25 protein-coding genes are annotated in these 20,445 nt (G+C 37.8%); 5 read left to right on the top strand and 20 right to left on the bottom strand.

The window, feature by feature from the left end; translation table 11 throughout:
* From ACE38V_RS01005 to fabI, 16 genes are all read right to left on the bottom strand, one after another.
* Positions 1-774, bottom strand: a complete 774-nt coding sequence (locus ACE38V_RS01005) for a 2-phosphosulfolactate phosphatase (protein WP_375839263.1) — start codon at positions 772-774, stop codon at positions 1-3.
* Positions 734-1,861, bottom strand: coding sequence for a phosphotransferase family protein (locus ACE38V_RS01000; RefSeq protein ID WP_375839262.1), 1,128 nt, complete (start codon positions 1,859-1,861; stop codon positions 734-736). Before ACE38V_RS01000 ends, ACE38V_RS01005 begins: the two co-directional genes overlap by 41 nt.
* A 38-nt stretch (positions 1,862-1,899) precedes the next feature.
* Entirely contained in the window at positions 1,900-2,298 is a 399-nt protein-coding gene (locus tag ACE38V_RS00995) for an acyl-CoA thioesterase (RefSeq protein WP_375839260.1), read from the bottom strand.
* A 267-nt stretch (positions 2,299-2,565) separates the two neighbouring features.
* On the bottom strand, positions 2,566-3,135 hold the full coding sequence (locus tag ACE38V_RS00990) for a TetR-type transcription factor C-terminal domain-containing protein (RefSeq protein ID WP_375839259.1): 570 nt from the start codon (positions 3,133-3,135) through the stop codon (positions 2,566-2,568).
* A gap of 161 nt (positions 3,136-3,296) precedes the next feature.
* The gene (locus ACE38V_RS00985) at positions 3,297-4,910 is read right to left on the bottom strand and encodes a long-chain-fatty-acid--CoA ligase (protein WP_375839258.1); all 1,614 of its coding nucleotides are present in this window, start codon (positions 4,908-4,910) and stop codon (positions 3,297-3,299) included.
* 148 nt (positions 4,911-5,058) lie between these two features.
* Positions 5,059-5,811 (bottom strand): SDR family NAD(P)-dependent oxidoreductase, encoded by a 753-nt coding sequence (locus tag ACE38V_RS00980; protein WP_375839257.1) that lies wholly within the window; start codon positions 5,809-5,811, stop codon positions 5,059-5,061.
* Positions 5,812-5,906: 95 nt separating this feature from the next.
* Positions 5,907-6,677 carry an SDR family oxidoreductase gene (locus ACE38V_RS00975; protein WP_375839256.1) on the bottom strand — a complete coding sequence of 257 codons (771 nt, stop codon included), beginning with the start codon at positions 6,675-6,677 and terminating at the stop codon, positions 5,907-5,909.
* Positions 6,678-6,755: 78 nt separating this feature from the next.
* The gene (locus ACE38V_RS00970; protein ID WP_375839255.1) at positions 6,756-7,964 is read right to left on the bottom strand and encodes an acyl-CoA dehydrogenase; all 1,209 of its coding nucleotides are present in this window, start codon (positions 7,962-7,964) and stop codon (positions 6,756-6,758) included.
* Between the two features lie 218 nt (positions 7,965-8,182).
* A complete protein-coding gene (locus ACE38V_RS00965; RefSeq protein WP_375839254.1) occupies positions 8,183-8,314 on the bottom strand; it encodes a YjcZ family sporulation protein in 132 nt (43 codons plus the stop codon).
* A 71-nt stretch (positions 8,315-8,385) separates the two neighbouring features.
* Positions 8,386-8,742, bottom strand: coding sequence for a stage V sporulation protein AE (gene spoVAE / locus ACE38V_RS00960; RefSeq protein WP_375839253.1), 357 nt, complete (start codon positions 8,740-8,742; stop codon positions 8,386-8,388).
* Positions 8,743-8,755: 13 nt separating this feature from the next.
* Positions 8,756-9,775, bottom strand: coding sequence for a stage V sporulation protein AD (gene spoVAD / locus ACE38V_RS00955; RefSeq protein WP_375839252.1), 1,020 nt, complete (start codon positions 9,773-9,775; stop codon positions 8,756-8,758).
* Positions 9,775-10,251: a stage V sporulation protein AC gene (spoVAC, locus tag ACE38V_RS00950; RefSeq protein ID WP_375839251.1), complete on the bottom strand. Its 477-nt coding sequence runs from the start codon at positions 10,249-10,251 to the stop codon at positions 9,775-9,777. The genes spoVAD and spoVAC overlap by 1 nt, the downstream gene beginning before the upstream one ends.
* A 14-nt stretch (positions 10,252-10,265) precedes the next feature.
* The gene (locus ACE38V_RS00945) at positions 10,266-10,739 is read right to left on the bottom strand and encodes a sporulation protein (protein ID WP_375839250.1); all 474 of its coding nucleotides are present in this window, start codon (positions 10,737-10,739) and stop codon (positions 10,266-10,268) included.
* Between the two features lie 377 nt (positions 10,740-11,116).
* Positions 11,117-11,458, bottom strand: coding sequence for a DUF1360 domain-containing protein (locus ACE38V_RS00940; RefSeq protein WP_375839249.1), 342 nt, complete (start codon positions 11,456-11,458; stop codon positions 11,117-11,119).
* Between the two features lie 19 nt (positions 11,459-11,477).
* The gene (locus ACE38V_RS00935) at positions 11,478-12,050 is read right to left on the bottom strand and encodes a CotO family spore coat protein (RefSeq protein WP_375839248.1); all 573 of its coding nucleotides are present in this window, start codon (positions 12,048-12,050) and stop codon (positions 11,478-11,480) included.
* A 157-nt stretch (positions 12,051-12,207) separates the two neighbouring features.
* Positions 12,208-12,981, bottom strand: a complete 774-nt coding sequence (gene fabI / locus ACE38V_RS00930; RefSeq protein WP_375839247.1) for an enoyl-ACP reductase FabI — start codon at positions 12,979-12,981, stop codon at positions 12,208-12,210.
* A 393-nt stretch (positions 12,982-13,374) separates the two neighbouring features.
* Here fabI and prpE point away from each other — a divergent pair, with 393 nt between their 5' ends.
* Entirely contained in the window at positions 13,375-14,115 is a 741-nt protein-coding gene (gene prpE, locus ACE38V_RS00925; RefSeq protein ID WP_375839246.1) for a bis(5'-nucleosyl)-tetraphosphatase PrpE, read from the top strand.
* Between the two features lie 23 nt (positions 14,116-14,138).
* On the opposite strand, the gene ACE38V_RS00920 is transcribed toward prpE, so the two are convergent.
* The 4 genes from ACE38V_RS00920 to ACE38V_RS00905 all read right to left on the bottom strand — a co-directional run bounded on the left by ACE38V_RS00920 (position 14,139) and on the right by ACE38V_RS00905 (position 17,044).
* Positions 14,139-15,035 carry an RluA family pseudouridine synthase gene (locus ACE38V_RS00920; protein ID WP_375839245.1) on the bottom strand — a complete coding sequence of 299 codons (897 nt, stop codon included), beginning with the start codon at positions 15,033-15,035 and terminating at the stop codon, positions 14,139-14,141.
* A 19-nt stretch (positions 15,036-15,054) separates the two neighbouring features.
* Positions 15,055-15,852, bottom strand: coding sequence for an NAD kinase (locus ACE38V_RS00915; RefSeq protein WP_375839244.1), 798 nt, complete (start codon positions 15,850-15,852; stop codon positions 15,055-15,057).
* A 130-nt stretch (positions 15,853-15,982) separates the two neighbouring features.
* A complete protein-coding gene (gene yjbM, locus ACE38V_RS00910; protein ID WP_375839243.1) occupies positions 15,983-16,621 on the bottom strand; it encodes a GTP diphosphokinase in 639 nt (212 codons plus the stop codon).
* 45 nt (positions 16,622-16,666) lie between these two features.
* On the bottom strand, positions 16,667-17,044 hold the full coding sequence (locus tag ACE38V_RS00905) for a UPF0738 family protein (protein WP_375839242.1): 378 nt from the start codon (positions 17,042-17,044) through the stop codon (positions 16,667-16,669).
* 448 nt (positions 17,045-17,492) lie between these two features.
* Between ACE38V_RS00905 and ACE38V_RS00900 the strand changes: the two genes are divergently transcribed.
* From ACE38V_RS00900 to ACE38V_RS00885, 4 genes are all read left to right on the top strand, one after another.
* Positions 17,493-18,077: a CYTH domain-containing protein gene (locus ACE38V_RS00900; protein ID WP_375839241.1), complete on the top strand. Its 585-nt coding sequence runs from the start codon at positions 17,493-17,495 to the stop codon at positions 18,075-18,077.
* 24 nt (positions 18,078-18,101) lie between these two features.
* Positions 18,102-18,740: a lytic transglycosylase domain-containing protein gene (locus ACE38V_RS00895; protein ID WP_375839240.1), complete on the top strand. Its 639-nt coding sequence runs from the start codon at positions 18,102-18,104 to the stop codon at positions 18,738-18,740.
* A 290-nt stretch (positions 18,741-19,030) separates the two neighbouring features.
* Complete coding sequence (locus tag ACE38V_RS00890; RefSeq protein WP_375839239.1) at positions 19,031-19,429, top strand: globin domain-containing protein; 399 nt, start codon at positions 19,031-19,033, stop codon at positions 19,427-19,429.
* Between the two features lie 5 nt (positions 19,430-19,434).
* Positions 19,435-20,313, top strand: coding sequence for a ClpXP adapter SpxH family protein (locus ACE38V_RS00885; RefSeq protein WP_375839238.1), 879 nt, complete (start codon positions 19,435-19,437; stop codon positions 20,311-20,313).
* Positions 20,314-20,445 lie beyond the last annotated feature (132 nt).

The following is a 20,445-nucleotide window of genomic DNA, read 5'->3' as shown; positions in this document are numbered from 1 at the left end:
TTAACAACCTCCGTTTCTAGGACTTTTAAAATAGGTATATGTTTTCTCTCGCACAACCCTCTTACCTTCCAAGATTGGTACGATTGGTACAATTCCTTTTTGTGAGGCTAGAAGCAGTTCATCCATTATTCCGTACCGAGAGAGAAGCTCTCCGACATAGGAAGAATGAAGGACTTCATAGGTATCCTCTATTTGTAATTGATAAAAGGAGAGAGCTGCTTTTGCAGCATCTGATAACTCCATTTCATCTTCATTCTGATGTATAAGACAACTAATAAAATGCCCTGCTCCGTAGAAATCTTCTAAACTAAACTCTCCAGAATTACCAGAACAAACCACCACAATCGTATAATCATCCTTCATTTCCTCGTGAACGCTGCGAGCCACAAATTCATTATTTAATAAGGAAGCAATATACACCTTTTTAGCACCAGCAGATTTACGTAAAGCCACCGTGCCATTAGTTGTTGATAAAATAAGGGTTTTGTTACGAATCATCTTTCGGATTTCCGTTGGATTAGGATATACAAACCCCTCAATTGATTTTGTGTTGAGCTCACCGGCAAGAATGAAATCTCCTGTTTGTTCTTTAGCAATTTCCAATCCTTCCTCAGGTGTCAAAACAGGGATGACCTCAATTGCTCCATCCCTTAATGCAGACGTAATAGTGGTGGTAGCTAGCAAGACATCTAGAACTACTGCGAGCTTAGTCCCCATTCTCATTTTTTCTTCACTAATCTCTTCCTTCCTGACAAGAAGGTGAATTTTTACCATATCGCACCTCATATTGATTGTTTAAAGCTACATTTGTAGCGTGTTGAATTAAACTTTGAACACTTCGATTAAATTGTGAAAACCTAGGGTCCTTTGTTTGCCCCTTTTTATAGCGATAATAGATTTGCTGACAAATCACAGCGAGCTTAAAGTATGCAAAGGTTAAGTAGAAATGAAAATTTGTCACATCCCGCCCGCTTTTCTTTGCATAAGCTTCAATGAATTGATTTCTAGTCATAAACCCTTCATAGACAGCGGTAACAGGTGGCTTATTTAAGCCCCGTTTCAGCATTTCCGGATCATCTGGGAGGGTCCAATACCCCATCGCAACGCCTAAATCTGCAAGCGGATCTCCCACCGTTGTCATTTCCCAATCAAATAAGCCGACCATTTCCTGATAATCTTCATTAAACATCGCATTATTTAACTTATAATCGTAATGAATAATCGAATGATCATGCTTTTCGGGAACATTCTTGGCTAGCCATTTCATTAGTGTTTCAGCTTCTTTTACATCATCGGTCTTTGCCCGTTGAAAACGTGCAATCCAGCCATGAACCTGCCTCTCCATAAATCCGTCCGGCTTACTGATTTCAACAAGACCTGTTTTTTTATAATCGATGGAATGAAGCTCAACTAGTTTCTCAACAAGATTCTCAGAAATGCCCCAACAAAGATCCTTTGTAACCTTGGTTTCACTTGGAAAGGTAAAATCTAGAACCGTTCCGTGTTTTCTTTCCATTAAAAAGAAAGGACTACCAACAACGGATCCATCATCTGAGAATAAAATTGGCTTAGGTGCTGGTGCAAATAGCGGGTGTATTTCAGTTAAAATGCGAAACTCTCTTTCCATATCATGTGCCTTTGGCGCTACTGGACCTAGTGGAGGTCTTCTTAATACCGCCTCCCAATCCCCTATCTTAAGTTGATAGGTAAGATTGGAGTGTCCAGCGGAAAATTGCAGAAGTTCAAGCGGATTAGATGGCAAATCCTTTATATTCTGTCGCAAAAATTTTTCTAATTCAAAAAGATTTAATTCTTCTCCTTTTCGAACAGGAATCGTATCTTCATTGATTTGCTTTTGCATCATTTTTTTCTCCTTTATTTATTGAAAATGATGATTTTTTAATGAACAAAATAGCCTTTTAAACCCTCTCTTAATAAATCAGGGATCTCCATGCTCTCTTGTTTTTCAAAATCAAAATAAACAATCACAGCTTTTGCCTTCGCAATCAGATTTCTTGTTTCCGAACAGATTACTTCTTGCTCTAATTGAAAGCTTTTAGTCCCAATATGGGATACGTACGTGCTAATCGTCATCTTTTGATTGAAATACCCTTGATTAACAAAATCACATTTTGTTGAAGCCAAAATAAAATTCCATTTATTTTTCCTTATCTCATAGCCAATTTCCTCAAAAAAACGAATACGTGCTTCCTCCAAATAACTAAAATAACTTGCATTATTGATGTGACCTAACACATCCGTTTCCCCAAAGCGTGCTGTGATTTGAATCTCACTCATCTTCGTTTTTCTCCTCCCTTTATGGAAAAATGTCTTTTATCCATCTAATCTATGAAACAAGGAAGTAAAATATTATGTTTTCCTCTCCTTTTACTATTTTTCAATCAAAATCGCACAAGCTCATACTAACCAGTTGGTATGTGAAAGATAGACCCTTCCCAACCCAACTTTTATACGAAAGGAAGAATCCCCTTCAGCCTATATCCATCAAATAGGACAGATTCTTTCTGAGATGGTCTTTTATTTTGTTCAATCAAATATCTATCACTATGCTTTCGTTTGAATCCCATTTAATAGCATATCAAGGTAAATTTTTGCAACTTGTTTTTCTGATAAGCTGCCGTCCGGACTATACCATTGATAGGTCCAATTCGTTATACCAAGAATTCCAAAGGTAACAATTACTGGATTTAACTCTTTGCGAAATTCCTTCCTTTCGATTCCCTCTGTAACAATTCTTTCAATATTTAAACGATATTGGTCCCGTTTTGGCATGATTCTTTTCAAACTTTCTTCGCTCAAATTCTTCATTTCACGAAAAAAAATTCTCGCGCTTAATCCTTGCTTTTTGATACTCGTTAACGACATATAGACAACCTCAAAAAGTTTACTTTTGCTATTCAGTGTTTGATCCTCCATAATTCCTTCCTGGTGCTCCAGCAATTCATCTATATAGCGTAATTGGATGTCCATTAGTAATTCTTCTTTGCTTGAAAAATAATAATAAAAGGTGCCCTTCGTAACACCAAGAGAATCCACAATATCTTGAATCGAAGTTTCGCTATAGCCCTTTTGTTCAAATAAACGGACACTTTGCTCTGTAATTTTTTCCTTCACTTTTAGTCCTCACAATCTTAAAAATTATCTTAGAATTATAACATATTCATACCACTCCTCAACCACATTGAAAATACCCTCTTGAAAATATTTTTAGAAAGAAGCACCAAATCATTAATTTGTTCAAAACTATTTCAAAATTTGGCGCTTTTTTCTCTTTTTTATCCTTTCCTTGCTTCTTCTCTTAATTGTCTGCGAAGGATTTTTCCGACTCCTGTTTTCGGAAGCTCTTCACGAAACTCAACGATTCTTGGAACTTTATAAGTGGATAGGTTTTCCTTGCAATATTGAATGATTTCTTCCTCGGTTAAATTCTTCTCATCCTTTAAGACGATAATTGCCTTAATATTTTCACCACGGTAGGCATCTGGTACGCCAATGACAACGGCTTCCTGTACAGAAGGATGCTCATACAGCACTTCTTCCACATCTCGGGGATAAACATTATAGCCACTCGCAATAATTAAGTCCTTCTTGCGATCAACAATATATAAATATCCATCTTCATCAACACTAGCAATATCACCCGTATAGAGCCACCCATCTCTTAACGTTTCCGCTGTTTCTTCAGGCAAATTCCAATAACCCTTCATGACTTGCGGCCCTTTAATAATCAGTTCTCCTAATTCACCTGTTGGAACCTCTCGAGTTCCTGTTGCGATATCAACAATCTTATAATCTGTCGAAGGATAGCCAATTCCAACACTGCCGGGCTTTCTTTCAGCAAACACCGGATTGCAATGCGTCACAGGTGAAGCCTCTGAAAGTCCATAGCCTTCAAGAATCTTTGAACCCGTCTTTCCTTCGAATTCCCTCATTAGCTCCAGTGGCATTGGTGCACTTCCGCTATTGCAGGTTTCAATACAATCGATGCCATATTCTTCTGCCCGTGGATGATTAGTAATAGCCACATACATCGTTGGGACACCTGGAAAAATAGTTGGCTGCTCCTTTTTTATCGTATGTAAAACCTCCTCTAACTCAAAACGTGGCAGCATAATCGAATCTGCCGCTGTAAAAATGGCATAATTCATACAGGATGTCATGCCAAAAACATGAAATAACGGAATCACGGTTAAGAAGCGTTCTTTTCCAATCGTGACACTTGATTTAAAAAATTCAAAACATTGCATAATATTGGAAACAAGATTACGATGGGTGAGCATTGCTCCCTTTGAGCGACCTGTTGTCCCACCTGTGTATTGAAGCACGGCAACATCATGTTCAGGCTCGATTTCAATCGGTGTATACTGCCCTCTTCCAACAGTTGAAAAGGTTTCAAACGAATAGTCATCTCCAAAGCTCTGATTTGTCGGCTGGATACTAACCGCAATGATGTTTTTCAGATTTGACCTTCCCTGAACTGCTTTTATCCGTGGATACAAGGTATCCAATACAATAATTGTTTCAGCCCCAGAATCCTTTAATATATATTCAATTTCTCTTTCGACAAGCATCGGATTCATTTGAGTCACAATAGCCCCCGAAAGAAGAGCACCGTAATAGGTGATTACATATTGAGGACAATTAGGTAGCATGATGCCAACCCGATCCCCTTTTTGGACACCGGATGCTTGCAAGGAAGCTGCAAACGCAGTAGAGGCTTGTAACAATTCCTGATAGGTTATTTTTTTCGCATAAAAAGTAATTGCTTGATTTTGAGGATATTGGGTTGCAGTATCAAGAAGGAGTTGTGGTAATGACTTGTTTGGAATTTCGATTTCACGGGCAATTGTTTCTGGATAATGGGTTAACCAGGCTTTCTTTTCACTCATTTTATTCCCTCCACGAACCACTATTTTAATTCATCATTGATTGTTATAAAAATGACCTGTTTTTTCGCATTCTGAAATTCTTTGAGTTGGATTTAAACAGTTCCCGAACAAAACACCGAGAACTACTTAATCTATTATCATTCAAATATCAAAAAGTACTTCCTCCCCCATCAACAGACAGCGTTGTTCCGGTAATAAAAGATGAATCATCAGAGGCTAAAAATAAGACAGCCGCGGCTACCTCCTCAGGGCTACCGATACGTCTAAGGGCATTCGCTTTCGAAATAATTGGCCATTTTCGCTCGTCATCCTTCCAGCCTTGAATAATATCGGTGTCAATGACACCAGGTGCAATCGCATTCACCCGAATGCCATATTTTCCATATTCTAAAGCTGCATTTTTCGTTAATAAAATTAAGCCCCCTTTTGACGCACTGTAAGCGGCTACATATTTTTGCCCCTTTAATCCTAATAGGCTTGCTGTATTAATAATTGAACCGCCGCCTGATTTTATCATTTCTGGAACCACATACTTAATCCCCAAGAATGCACCCTTAAGATTAATATTAATAATCCGATCCCATTCACCTTCATCCAAATCGACGCTTTTCACCTCAGACTGACCGACTCCTGCATTGTTAAACAGGATATGTATGGCCCCATATTTTTCGATTGTTTGTCTAACAAGCTCCTTCATATCTAAAGCTTTAGTAACATCTGTTTCTTGAAAGTAAGCTTCTCCACCACTTTCCGTAATCATCTTGACCGTTTCATAACCACCATTGACATTTAAATCTGCGACCGCAACCCTCGCTCCCTCCCTAGCAAAAGAAATCGCCGTTGCACGACCAATTCCGGAACTGCCGCCTGTAATGATCGCTACTTTATTTTCAAGTCTCAAGTGAGCTTACCCTCCTTCTTCTCTAAAATTAACATTTTATATTTTCTGCATCTAAAGGGCGCATGATATTCATCCTCGCTCCCATCTCATTTTCCTTAAGCGTGCGTCCCGCCATCAACAATTAATACATCACCTGTTATAAAGCTCGAAGCCTCAGATGCAAGAAATACGGCAGCACCTTTTAGATCATTTTCAGTTCCAAAACGGCGAAGGGGTGTGGATTCAAGAATAGGATTTTTGCCGTTTTCAATTAAGACCTTTGACATTTTGGTTGGGAAAAATCCTGGGGCAATTGCATTTACGTTAATATTATAAGGACCCCATTTCACCGCTAAATCCTTTGTAAATGTAATAACGGCACCTTTACTTGTATTATAGCCAATCGTATCCATCACTCTAGGGTCCGTTCCACCTAATCCAGCAACAGAGGCAATATTGATGATTTTTCCTGTATTTTGCTCAATCATGACTCTTCCTACTGCCTGGCTCATCAAAAAAGTCCCTGTTACATTGACATTGATAACTTTTTGCCAGGCATCAAAAGGCATTTCTGCAACGGGAGCCCCCCATGTTGCACCGCTATTATTGACTAAAATATCGATTGAACCAAATTCCTTAATGGTTTCCTCCACCACACGATTCACATCATCTGGATCGGATATATCACATGCTAATGCTAGTGTTTTTACACCAAGTTTCTCCAGTTGATTTGCTACTTTCTGACAAGCCTCCACTTTTCTAGAGCATAAAACAATATTTGCACCTGCTTCAGCAAAGCCCTCAGCAATTTGTGCTCCTAAACCTCTACCGCCACCAGTAATAATTGCCGTTTTTCCAGTCAAATCAAAAAGCTTCAAAACATGCATCCTAAATCCTCACTCTCTTAATCTATTTATCATGAGCTATCAAATCATTACTGAATTCTTTATAGATTCTTCTATTATTCATTGATATTTTCGCAGCTCTAACTTTGCCACTTGAGCGCGATGTACCTCATCTGGACCATCAGCAAGTCTTAATGTCCGTACATTCGCCCACTGAGAAGCAAATGGAAAATCATTAGAGACCCCTGCTGCCCCAAAGGCCTGTATCGTGCGATCAAGTACCCGTAATGCCATCGATGGAGCTACTACCTTAATCATCGCGATTTCTGCTTTAGCCTCCTTATTTCCGACGGTATCCATCATATAAGCAGCTTTAAGCGTTAATAGTCTCGCCTGCTCGATTTCTATACGAGATTCCGCAATCCATTCTTGAATAACTCCTTGTTTGGCTAGAGGCTTTCCGAATGCAACGCGATTTTGTACACGCTTACATAATTCCTCTAATGCACGCTCTGCTGCACCAATGGTCCTCATACAATGATGAATTCTTCCAGGTCCCAACCTTCCTTGGGCAATAGCAAAGCCCTTTCCTTCTCCCCAAAGAATATTATCAACTGGAACTCTCACATTTTCATATGTAATTTGACCGTGTCCATGCGGAGCATGATCATAGCCGAATACTGGAAGCATTCGGTCAATCTTCACCCCAGGAGTGTCTAGCGGAACGAGAATCATAGATTGCTGCTCATGGCGATTGGCTTCCGGGTTTGTCTTTCCCATAAAAATAGCAATCTTACAGCGAGGATCTCCTGCTCCTGAAGACCACCATTTTTTCCCGTTAATGACATACTCATCACCATCTCGAATGATACTAGCCTCAATATTAGTTGCATCTGATGAGGCTACATCAGGCTCAGTCATGGAAAAGCAAGAGCGAATTTCTCCAGTTAATAATGGCTTTAACCAATCCGCCTTTTGCCTTTCGTTTCCATAACGAACAAGGACCTCCATATTGCCCGTATCTGGAGCATTGCAGTTAAATACCTCAGGTCCAATCATCGAACGACCCATAATCTCACAAAGTGGCGCATATTCTGTGTTGGTAAGTCCTGCACCAAATTCACTTTCGGGAAGAAATAAATTCCAAAGACCAGCCGCTTTTGCTTTTTCCTTCAGCTCCTCCATAATTGGTGGTACAGCACTCCAGCGATTTTCCTGTTCATTCAACTGTTGTTCATAGATTTGTTCACTAGGATACACATATTCTTCCATAAACTCAGATATTTTTTTCTCTAAATCCTTCACCTTGTCTGAGTAAGAAAAATTCATCCAAATTTCCCTCCTTTTAATACCAACCGGTTGGTATGTTGCTTAAATTTAATACTAAACCCTTTCATAAAAATATTCAAGTAAAAGTCAGAAAATTCATATTAAAAGAAAGAAGCTGACCCAAAGGATGGACCAGCTTTGCTTTTTCTGAAATTAGAGTATAGCTGCTGCTAGACATTCATTCCTCTTACCAATAGTCAGCTTCTTTCTTATATTAATTAGTGAAGAAAGCTTGCACCCACAATAATGAGTAAGATAAACAACACAACGATTAATACAAATGTGCTGCCATATCCTCCTCCGTAGCCGTAACCACCGTATCCATAGCCGCCAAATCCGCAGAAGCCCATATCTTGCCACCTCACTTTACATGTTTTCATTAATAACATATGTGAGGCACTGGAAAAGTGTATAGGCTCTTTTATCCTTTTGGTTTAAAAATAAGAGCCCCAATAAACCCAAATATAATCGCTGCTGAAATTCCAGAGCTGGTTATCTCGAACATTCCCGTTAAAACACCAACTATTCCGTGCTGATCTGCTTCTTGCAATGCCCCATGAACTAATGAATTTCCAAAGCTAGTTATTGGAATGGTCGCACCAGCACCTGCAAAATCAGTAAAGGGCTCATACAATCCCATTCCATCTAAAATAGCACCAATCACTACCAAAAGGCTTAAGGTATGACCTGGAGTTAATTTAGCCACATCAAAGAGCAACTGTCCAATAACACAAATAATCCCCCCAACTACAAATGCCCAGAAAAACATCGCAAACATCGTTATACCTCCTCTATGAATTGGTTTCAATGGAAACTGCATGGGCAATACAAGGAATCGTTTCTTTTTGTTGATAAGATAGTGGAGAAAGTAAGGCTCCTGTTGCTACAATAAGAATTTTACGATACACCCCTGATTTCATCTGGTTGATGAGATGTCCGTATAAAACCGTCGCAGAACAACCTGCACCACTTGCACCGGCTTGAACTGGCTGGCTATCCTTATATATTAAGAGGCCGCAATCCTGAAACTTATCTTCTTCTATCGTTAAGCCATTATTTTTTAATAGCTCTAAGGTAGTTGTTCTCCCTATCCTTCCTAAATCTCCAGTCACAATCAAATCATAATAGGAAGGGGCAATTTTTCGATCCTTAAAATGAGTGGTAATTGTCTCTGCTGCAGCGGGAGCCATTGCCCCTCCCATATTAAATGGGTCCGATAGCCCCATATCGATCACTTTTCCTATTGTTGCAGATGTTGTGACAATTTGACCCGTTGCTTCACCCGAATTTTGCCCTATAATAGAAACACCTGCACCGGTCACGGTCCATTGAGCAGTTGGAGGTTTTTGCCCTCCATATTCTGTCGGATAGCGGAATTGCTTTTCAACAGCTGCGTTATGGCTTGATGCTCCTGTGATAATGTACTTTGCGCCTCCATAATTAATCAAAAATGAAGCAAGTGCCAGCCCCTCCATCGATGTCGAGCAAGCCCCAAAAACACCTAAATAAGGAATTTGATTGGTCCTAGCAGCAAAGCTACTCGGGGTAATTTGATTAATTAAATCCCCTGCAATAAAAAAGTGCATATCTCCTTCCTGCATATCGACCTTTCTTAGAGCAACCTGGACGGCTTCTTCAATCAGGACCTTATTAGCCTTTTCATAGGAATCCTGCCCCATCCATAAATCCTCGTGAAGGATATCGAAATCCTCTGCCAGCTTTCCATTTGCCTCAAAAGGTCCACCTGATACACCAGTAGATTCAATAACAGGGCGATTTTGAAATATCCATGTTTGTCTCCCTTGAAGCATTACAAGATCCCCCATTGAATCAAGATCGTTTTAATCAAGGCAACAATAAATGCTGAAAAGACGCCAAATATAATCACTGATCCAGCTAGCTTAAACATATTCCCGCCAACTCCAAGGACAAACCCTTCCGTTCGATGTTCAATGGCTGCAGAAATGACGGCATTTCCAAATCCAGTTACGGGCACCGCGCTTCCCGCACCCCCAAATTGACCAATGCGGTCATATACCCCAAAACCAGTTAACAACATAGCGAAAAATACCATTGTTGCCGTTGTTGGATTTCCGGCTGTTTGTTCTGTGAAATTAAAATTATAAATATAGAAATAAGAAATGGCCTGTCCGATGGCACATATAATGCCACCAACTAAAAATGCCTTCAAACAGTTTTTCAAAACGGGACGTTTCAACTCATATTTTTGCTCAAGCTGTTGATATTTAAGTTGATTAGGGGTTGTATTTTTTTGCTTCTTTCCCATCACCATTCTCCTTTCTATGTCAACTCTTCAGTTAATTTAATAATATCCTTCAATTCCTTTTCTGCCGTTTTCTCTGATATCTTCCCTTCCTCCATTTTTTCCTTTAACTTGACTGCTTCTAGAAAAATTTTATAATCGCTTGATACTGTAAAATCCTCCTTTGGATATTTCTTCTCTAGTTTAGTCAAAACATTTTTTTCAATCTTTTTCATAAAAAAACGCCTTAAATGTTTAACCTTATAAACCACCAATGTGTCTTTTTTCCCTTTTACAACTGCTACATCGTATACCTCCTCTACAGATGCAACATCATGCTTGATGCTCTTAATCAAATCCTTCTGCTTTTGTGAATGATTGGAAATTAATGTTGGTTTCGGATCCGTCCTCTTAATCATGGCTGTTTTGCTGTCTTCTAAATTTTCTTTTTCATTACATGCCGACATTAAAAATGTTAAAAGGAACATCGAGACAAATAGCTTCCATTTCATAAACTTCTATCCTCCATCAATTCGAAAAATCAACTATAAATATTTTCCTCAATTAATTGGAAATATATGATTGATTATTTATCCCTTAATTTCCAGTAAACAGCAAAAAAAAAATTGAGGAAATTCTTAAGCAAGTTGTTAGCTTTTTACTTTAGAATTTCCCCAATTTCCTATGCTTTATTAGTTTTTTGTGTTTTCTTTCCACATCCGCAATCCTTTTTATTTTTAACAGTCTTCCCTATTTGTACCTTTGTGCTTTGCATTTTTTGTTTATACATATTCGTTCCTCCATTTAGCAAAATTATAAACGGTATTCATCAATTTACTCTTTTTATCTTATGCATGGCCAAAAGCTTGTGTTAATGAGGAAACAAGCTCTAAGACATCCACAATTGAATGATCGTTTCCACAATGGCGGCAAGACCTGCTACGGCTAGTACTACTAAAACAGGGCCTAATATCGTCGGCCAAAAAAGAAAACCGGAGTAAAGAATCATGGCAGACCAAATTCCCGTACACCAATAACAGCCCAAAAGCTCACCAATAAATCCCCTGATTGGAGTTTTCTTAGGAACAAAGTAAATTTCCTTTTCCCCACTTTCATTTTCTTCTTCCATTTCATCAAAAAAAGGAGCCCTTAAAAAGGCAGTAATTTTATCATAAACAATTAATCTGGTTAAACGAAAACTCGCTAATGCCAATAAAATAAAATCCAACATTGAAATATCCATATCAACATTAAAACCCAAGCATCTTGATTTCCGTAATGTCACGAATCTTCAATTTAATAATCGATTGGTTAAGCTGTTTAATTTCAATACATTCATCATTTTTATTAATGAGAAAACCTCGAACCAACTGGTCTTTTGTCAAATACAAACAGGTAACAGGGGGAACCTCCTTAGGAAAATTCACTAAGTATTGGATTCTTTCCGGAATGGTCATCTCTCTAAAGAATTTTCGTTTATCAATCTGATAACCTGTACTTAACTGTTGCAGAGTTTCCACAAAGTATGCATCATATGCCTCAATAATGGCTTGAATTTGTTCAGATGACTGCTCGTAGCGCTCCACTTGAGTGCCATTAATTTCGGATAAAATCATCACTTCAACCACTTCATCATTCGTATCCACTATTGTCTCTTTTCGATTTTGATACTCTTTCTCCTCAGGATTGTCTATCCGTTCATTCAATATTCTCCCTTTTGAATTTCTCGCAACAAAGATCGCCTGCATCTTGATATTAGGTTTATTAAATTCCGGTTGTTGGATATAAAGAATAGGTTCCTGCTTGATTTTCTGCATTGCCATTAAACTGCCTCCTTTATCCATTGCATTCAATCCTAATTGTATTTGTATGCAAAGAGGGCTTCTTCGTTGCCAGATCATCTAAACTTTATATGAAAAAAGAGTTTGCTAATAATTAGCAAACCCTTTAAAAAAATCCATTTTTAACTAAATTGAATCATTAATAGCCAATAATATGGTATCCAGAATCAACATGGATATTTTCACCGGTAATTCCGCGTGATAAATCACTAAATAAGAAAGCTGCAGTATCGCCGACTTCTTCAGGAGCCGTTGTTCTTCTAAGTGGAGCTTTTTCTTCCACTTCTTTCAAAATCGTATTAAAATCACTAACCCCTTTTGCGGAAAGCGTACGAATTGGTCCTGCAGAAATTGAGTTAACTCGAATACCAAGCTTTCCTAAATCACTTGCTAAATATTTCACGCTAGCATCAAGAGAAGCCTTAGCAACACCCATGACATTATAATTGGTCATGACACGTTCCCCGCCTAAATAAGTAAGGGTAACAATGCTTCCACCTTCAGTCATAAGCTCCTTTGCTTCCTTAGCTACTGCAGTTAAAGAATAAGCGCTAATATTATGGGCAAGCAAGAAGCCATCTCTTGTTGTACTCATGTAGTCGCCTTGAAGTTCCTCTTTATTCGCGAAAGCAATACAATGGGCAATCCCGTGAATCGTGCCAACCTCTTCTTTTATTTTGGCAAAGCAACTTGCAATTTCTTCATCTACTGTTACATCACATGGCAATACAAGCGACTGAGTTTCAAGTGATTCAGCTAGCTCACGAACACTTCGCTCCATTCTTTCTCCTGCATATGTAAAAATTAAACGTGCACCAGATTCATGCAAAGAACGTGCGATTCCCCATGCAATACTTCGTTTATTGGCAACACCCATTACCACAAACGTTTTTCCATTTAATGAAAGAGTCATTGAAATATCCTCCTACTGATAACTGTTATTAGTACCTAGTACTAATTTTACAATATTTAAGAAAAAAAGAAAAGTGGTCATCTCTATTTTTCCTATCTTAACTATGTTTTCTGCCCCAACCGTCTCTGATAAGGCAACTAATAAAATGATGAGTGTAAAAACAGCCCTTGTTCCAATCTGAATGGTACTGGAGGATAATGCCTCGATAAATTTATGAAGTTCAGTTTCAAACAAAGTAATAGGATTGGGGTTAAAAATACTACAATGATGACTATAACTAAAGAAGTAATAGACGATTCTATAACTTGTCCCTCCTTAAAATAAATAGCAGGATAATAAATGAATACTATGCAAAAATAGTAAGGGCAAATGAACATAAAAGGTGGTATAAAGATGAATTTGGACATTATTGGAGATATCCATGGCTGTTTTGAAGAGTTTCAATCTCTTATCGAGCAATTAGGTTATACCTGGGATGCTGGAATTCCGATTCATCCTAAAGATCGAAGGCTTGCCTTTGTCGGTGACATCACAGACCGCGGACCTCAATCATTAAAAATTATTCATATTGTATGGACATTAGTCATTAAGCATCAAGCAGCTTATTATGTACCCGGAAACCATTGCAATAAATTATATCGTTATTTTCGTGGCAACAAGGTGCAAATTACTCACGGACTTGAAACAACAGTGGCGGAGATTCAAGCCTTAAACAAAAAGGAACAGGCAAACATTCGCAATCAATTTATCGAACTATATGAAACAGCTCCTCTTTATCTTATATTGGATCAAGGAAAATTAGTAATCGCTCATGCCGGAATACGTGAGGACTATATCGGGAAAAATCACGCTAAAGTAAAAACATTTGTACTGTACGGGGATATAACAGGTGAAACCCACGAAGATGGGTCACCTGTTCGTCGAGATTGGGCAAAAAACTATCAAGGAAAACCTTATATTGTCTATGGCCATACACCTGTTAAAAATCCAAGAATCATCAATAAAACCTATAATATAGATACAGGTGCTGTTTTTGGAGGAAAGCTAACTGCACTTAAATACCCTGAACTAGAAATCCTTTCTGTTCCTTCTACAATGCCATTAATCGAAGAGAAATTCAAAACATTTGATTAAGTCCTGATTGTGCTGTGATCTTTTTATGAATTAGCTACAATTAAATTAGACATATCTTCTGGAAGCTTAACCGCAAATTCCATCGTTTTCTTTAATACAGGATGGTGAAAAGAAATTCGACAACAATGAAGGGCTTGACGCCTGATGGTTGAAATGCATCCACCATATAAATCATCCCCAAGTAGAGGATGACCAATATGAGCCATATGAACGCGAATTTGATGAGTTCTCCCAGTTTCTAATCTTAACTCAATGTGAGTCATGGATGGAAAAGTTCGTAAAACATGATAATGTGTACAAGCATATTGACCGAGAGGATTTACTTCGCGTTCAATAATACTCGAGCTTTTCCGGGCAATGGGTGCGATGATTGTGCCATTTTCTTGATTGAAATGACCAGCTACAAGTGCTTGATAGGTCCGTTTGACTCCTACTTCCTTTTGAAGCTTGCTTAAAAGATAATGCACATGGCGAGCTTTTGCCACGAGCACAAGTCCTGAAGTATCCCGATCAAGGCGGGTCACAATATGCGCCGTTGCCTGCAAACCAATTTTTTTATAATGGCCAACAATCCCATTTGCAAGACTTCCATTGGGATGCTCACGAGATGGAATTGAATTCATCCCTGCAGGCTTATTAATCACCAACACATATTCATCCTCATAAACAATCGAAAGAGGGATATTCTCTCCCTTCACTCCCTCACTTGGCTCTTCTTGTGGGAATAAAATTTTAAGAACATCCCCTTTTTTCAAAGGATATCTCACGGTGACTTCTTCATCATTTACCGCAATTTTTCCACCTTTAAATTTGATATCTGTTAGCGCTGCCTTAGAAATTTCATGTTGCTTTAGAAACTCCCTGATTAACTGTCCCTCATCCTGTGATGTTATCATCCATTGCAACATAAAACGTGACATTCTTATAAATCTCCTATCCTTATTTATCCGATATAAATGAATCATGAACCCTTTTCCAAAATGGAAAAGGACGAAAACGTGCAAAACGAATCTTCTCATCTGCCACGCGAAATTGAATGGATTTAACGTCCTTGTGTAAAAAAGTTAAATGATCAATTGTTACCTGAAAATCCGGATAATTAACAGGCTTTAGCATACACGTATGGTGTGCCGGCAAAACTAATGGCGAACCGATTGTACGGAATACCCGATTGTTAATGGATGCCATTTCTGCAAGCTGAATCGCTGGTAGAGAAGGATGCAGGATGGCTCCTCCCAATGCTTTATTATATGCAGTACTGCCAGAAGGAGTGGATATGCATAAACCATCTCCTCTAAACCGTTCGAAATGCTGACCGCGAATTTCAACATCCATTACTAAAGTTCCCTCCACACTTTTTACAGTGGATTCATTTAGTGCTAAGAAACGCGATTCCCTTCCCCCATTCTGATAACGAATAATCACCTCTAATATAGGATACTCCACTACCTGAAATGGCGTTTTCGCAATGGCTATAACTAGCTTTTCCATCTCTTCTGGAACCCAGTCCGCATAAAAGCCTAAATGACCTGTATGAATCCCAACAAATGCAGTGCGGTCAAGACGGCTATAATAGCGGTGAAATGCATATAATAGCGTCCCATCCCCACCAATAGACACAACAATATCAGGCTGATCTTCATCATACTCCAGATTAAAATCTAATAAATGTGTTCTCATTTTATACATTAAAGTATTTGATTTTGAATCTCCTTTTGATGTAATGGCAAATTTCATCCTTGTTTACTCCTCTGAATTTTACTATTAATATGGAAAATCATAAGGGGATAATTCGATTTATGAATTAATAGATCACTAATGGCTGCATTGATAAACCCTGCAACAAAATACAGCCAGTAACAGGCTACTATTCATCGTCATCCTGCTGTTTTTCTTTTTTTCTCGTAAAAAATGCTTGAGCTTCTTGTATTTCTCCTCTTATTAATGACATTTCTTCATCTAAACGAAAGGCCGCCTCTGCTGCTCTTTCCAATCTTAAGATAACATCCTTTGGAATTTGACCTTTATATTTATAATTTAATGAATGCTCAATGGTTGCCCAAAAATTCATCGCAAGTGTACGAATCTGAATTTCTGCTAAAATCATTTTTTCCCCTGTAATTGTCTGAACAGGATAGCGGATCACAACATGATAAGAACGGTAACCGCTTGCTTTTTTATGTGAAATATAGTCCCGTTCCTCAATGATTTCAAAATCATTTCTCATTCGTAAAAGCTCAACGACTTTTTTGATATCATCAACAAATTGACACATCATTCGAAGTCCGGCAATATCTTGCATTTCTGTTTCTAATTTATCTAAAGGAATTCCTTTAACCTTTGCTTTATCGAGAATACTTGCAATCGGCTTCACTCTGCCAGTCACAAATTCGATTGGCGAATGGGAATCTACAAGTTGAAATTGAACACGCATCCCCTTTAACTTTACTTTTAATTCCTCTACTGCTTGCTTATATGGTGCCAAAAAATCTTCCCAGGTTTTCATTACCAACATCACCTCATCCGAATATCTTAATCGTTACGGATGAACTCATGAAATACTTAAAAATGCGCTTTCCACCTTTTGTACCATTTCTTCTCCGTAATTTTTATTCCCCTTAATATTTTCAATTAAGTAATGCAATTCATTATGTATATTGGGTAGCTTGATCTTTGATTCATCTACTAATAAAAATACCGGAATATTTTCTATCAATATCCTTCTTAAATCAGGCCATACGTTTTCTGGTAACACCATATATGTATACTCTTCATCCAATTCTATTATATAAATAAAAGAAATGGCATCAGAATCAACAAGCATTTGATCGGTTGCCTTTATTTTTTCAAAGGAAATCTCCTCATCTAAACTTAAAAGCAATTCTCCTTGAGCAAAATTTACTCCTTTAATTGTATATTGTTTCCTCATATCATAAACCTCCGTATTCTTTTTTTATTTTATCATAACAAAACGTTTTATCTCAAAGATTGAAGTCATTTCATAATAAGTTGATAATATAAAGTGAAACTTCCATCAGTGGAGGTTTTCAACACACAGGACGTGAAGCGTGCAGACGTAGCGATTGACGTCGCGCTTTTAGTCTGCCATTCATCCCCCACTGATGGTTAGTCACGCAGAGCCTGATTGATTTTTCTAAGGGCTGAAGCCCAAAGAAAAATCTTATTTCACTTATCACGCTCAAGGAACGCCACATCCTGTGGCTTCGCCTGACTAGGACCTTAATCCCTCGTCGGACCTTTACGGACAGTTGATCTCCCACTTATCTTCTTCGTATTCTCAGAATCTTGAAGTGGGAGTCAAAATGTCCGTTAAGAGTGGGATAAATAATCAAGAAATAAGGAAAGGAAGAATCCCTTTGTCTCAAAATATTGAAATTGAATTTAAAAATTTACTCACAGAAGCAGAATTTACCGCATTAAAAACATATTTTCTATTTGCTGACGCTGATTTTAAAAAACAAGAGAATCATTATTTTGATACTGTTAACTTTGCCTTAAAAGCAAAAGGCTGTGCCTTACGAATCCGTGAGAAAAACGGTCAATACGAAATGACCCTAAAGCAGCCTGCAAAGGAAGGATTATTAGAAACAAATCAAACCCTTTCATCTGAGGAAGCCGCTCTTATCCTTCAAACAGGAACAATTATTTCTGGTGAGGTAAAATCAGCCCTTAAAAAACTAAAAGTTGAGCCTGACTCGCTTCAATATTTTGGTTCACTTACGACAGAGCGAGCAGAAAAATATTTTAAAGATGGATTAATTGTATTAGATTTTAGTTACTATTTAAATACTTGTGATTTTGAGATAGAATATGAAGTAAATGATTATGATAGGGGAAAGAAATTCTTTGAAGAATTACTTCAAGAGATGCAAATTCCATTACGAGAAACAGCCAACAAGATAAAAAGATTCTATCTTCGGAAACAAAATACATCTCTTTAAACAAAATGGACGAGGAGATAAATTATGAACGTTGATCAATTAAAAATTCTATTACAGCTGCAAGCCTTACAAAATTTAAATAAAAATTCAACCGCCTCTAGCACAGATACAGGAAATATGTTTAAAGATTTAATGTATCAGCTTTTAAGTGAGGATGAAATATCATTATTAACGGACTCAAATAGCCTTGATTCTAGCTTACCTACTTCAAGCTCAGATACAACTCCATTTTCCCTAAACAGCACATCACTTCCACCCTTGAGCCTAACAAAGCTAACAGGGTCAAAAACGGATTTTGATGATATTATTAATGAAGCAGCTAGCAAATATAATATCCCATCCAAGCTCATTCAATCCGTTATTAAACAGGAATCTAATTTTAACCCAAACGCTACTAGCTATGCGGGTGCTTCCGGTTTGATGCAATTGATGCCAGAAACTGCAAGAGGATTAGGTGTTGAAAATATTTTTGATCCAAAAGAAAATATTTTTGCTGGTAGCAAATACCTACGTAATCTTTTGGATAAATATGACAATAATGTACAACTTGCCCTTGCGGCATATAATGCTGGGCCAGGAAATGTTGATAAATACGGAGGAATACCTCCATTTAAAGAAACACAAAATTATGTAAAAAAAATAACTGATTCTTATCTTGCCTAACAAACTTTAAGGCATCTCCATAGGCTCTAAAAAGTTTAATGAAAAGAAAGTGAACCACTCTCTTTTCATTAAATCGAGCCATCCTGAGGATGCCTTTTTTTATTTTTCCAATATTTTTTTTGCTCTAAATCCCATATTATCAAGCTAACTATTTGTGATATCAAATATCCATTGATAAAATAAAGAAAAGTGGAAGTCCCAAGTACACAACCTAGGAACTAGGAGTTTAGACGCTTCCCAATTAAAACTCATCATTTTTACACAATTTTTATATATAAGGAGTTAGTGGAATGCTCGAAAACATGAAAACACCGTTTGATGTTATTGGTGAGGAATTACTTCATCGTTTAATAGACGCTTTCTACAGTCGTGTTCACAAGCATCCAGATCTTATCCCTATTTTTCCTGATGATTTAACAGAAACGGCGCGAAAGCAAAAACAATTCATGACCCAATTTCTTGGAGGACCTGCACTATATTCTGTAGAACATGGGCATCCAATGCTTAGAGCCCGTCACCTCCCCTTTGAAATTACCGAAACAAGGGCTCGAGCATGGTTATCGTGTATGAGTGAAGCTATGGATGAAATCGGTCTTGAAGGAGACTTTAAAAGTGGCTTCTATGCTAGGCTTACTCAGGTGGCTGAACATATGGTTAACACACCAGAAAACGAAATAGATGAAAGGTGAGAGCCGTGAAACACGAATTTTCCCAACATAACTCGACATCATTTCATTGCTGCAGCGGAAACGAAAAAAAGCCAATTGAAATTTATATGTTTGTCGATCCATTATGTCCGGAGTGCTGGGCTCTTGAGCCCGTTATTAAGAAGCTGCATGTTGAATACGGACGTTATTTCTCAATTAAACATGTACTAAGTGGAAATCTTGCCTCTTTAAATCTAGGAAAAAAGCAGTTGCATGAAAATACTGCCCAAACTTGGGAGAAAACAGCTTCTCGATCAGGAATGTCTTGTGATGGCAGTCTTTGGCTAAAAAATCCAATTTTTTCGCCCTACTTAGCCTTCATTGCGATAAAAGCAGCTGAGCTTCAAGGAAGAAAAGCTGGCATTAAATACTTACGTAAGCTTCAGGAATTTTTATTTTTAGAAAAGCAAAATATTTCAAGCCTTGAAGTTCTAACTGAATGTGCGAGTAAGGTTGACCTAGATGTTCATGAATTTATTTTAGATATTCATTCAGAAAGTGCAGCTAAAGCCTTTCAATGTGATTTAAAAATCACAGCAGAAATGGATGTTCGTGAAATTCCAAGTCTTGTTTTTTTTAACCAAACGGTTGAAGAGGAAGGCATTAAAATTACGGGAAGCTATCCATACGAAATTTATGTTCAAATTCTTGAGGAGATGCTGCCGGCTAAACCTGAAAAAGCAGCTCCACCCCCAATTGTAAAATTTCTAAAGCATTACAAACTACTGGCTTCAGTTGAAATAGCACTTGTTTATAATATGTCCATTAATGAAGTCGAAAAAGAAATGAAGAAATTGCAATTAAAGCAATTGGTTGAACAAATCCCGGCTAAATTCGGTGTTTTTTGGAGATATATTGGTGAATGAAAAAAGAGAAGGATTCTGGTAACGGGCTCCGTTAACTATCGCAAACATTAAAAATGCAAAGCAATATGACCTACAAATTGTATGATAATTTGTAGGTCTATTTTTGTTGATATAAGAGGAGTTCGATCATTA

It is taken from the genome of Cytobacillus sp. Hz8 (genome assembly GCF_042263505.1).
In the GTDB taxonomy this organism is placed as follows: domain Bacteria; phylum Bacillota; class Bacilli; order Bacillales; family Cytobacillaceae; genus Bacillus_BE.
This window is presented reverse-complemented; position numbering and strand designations above follow the sequence as displayed.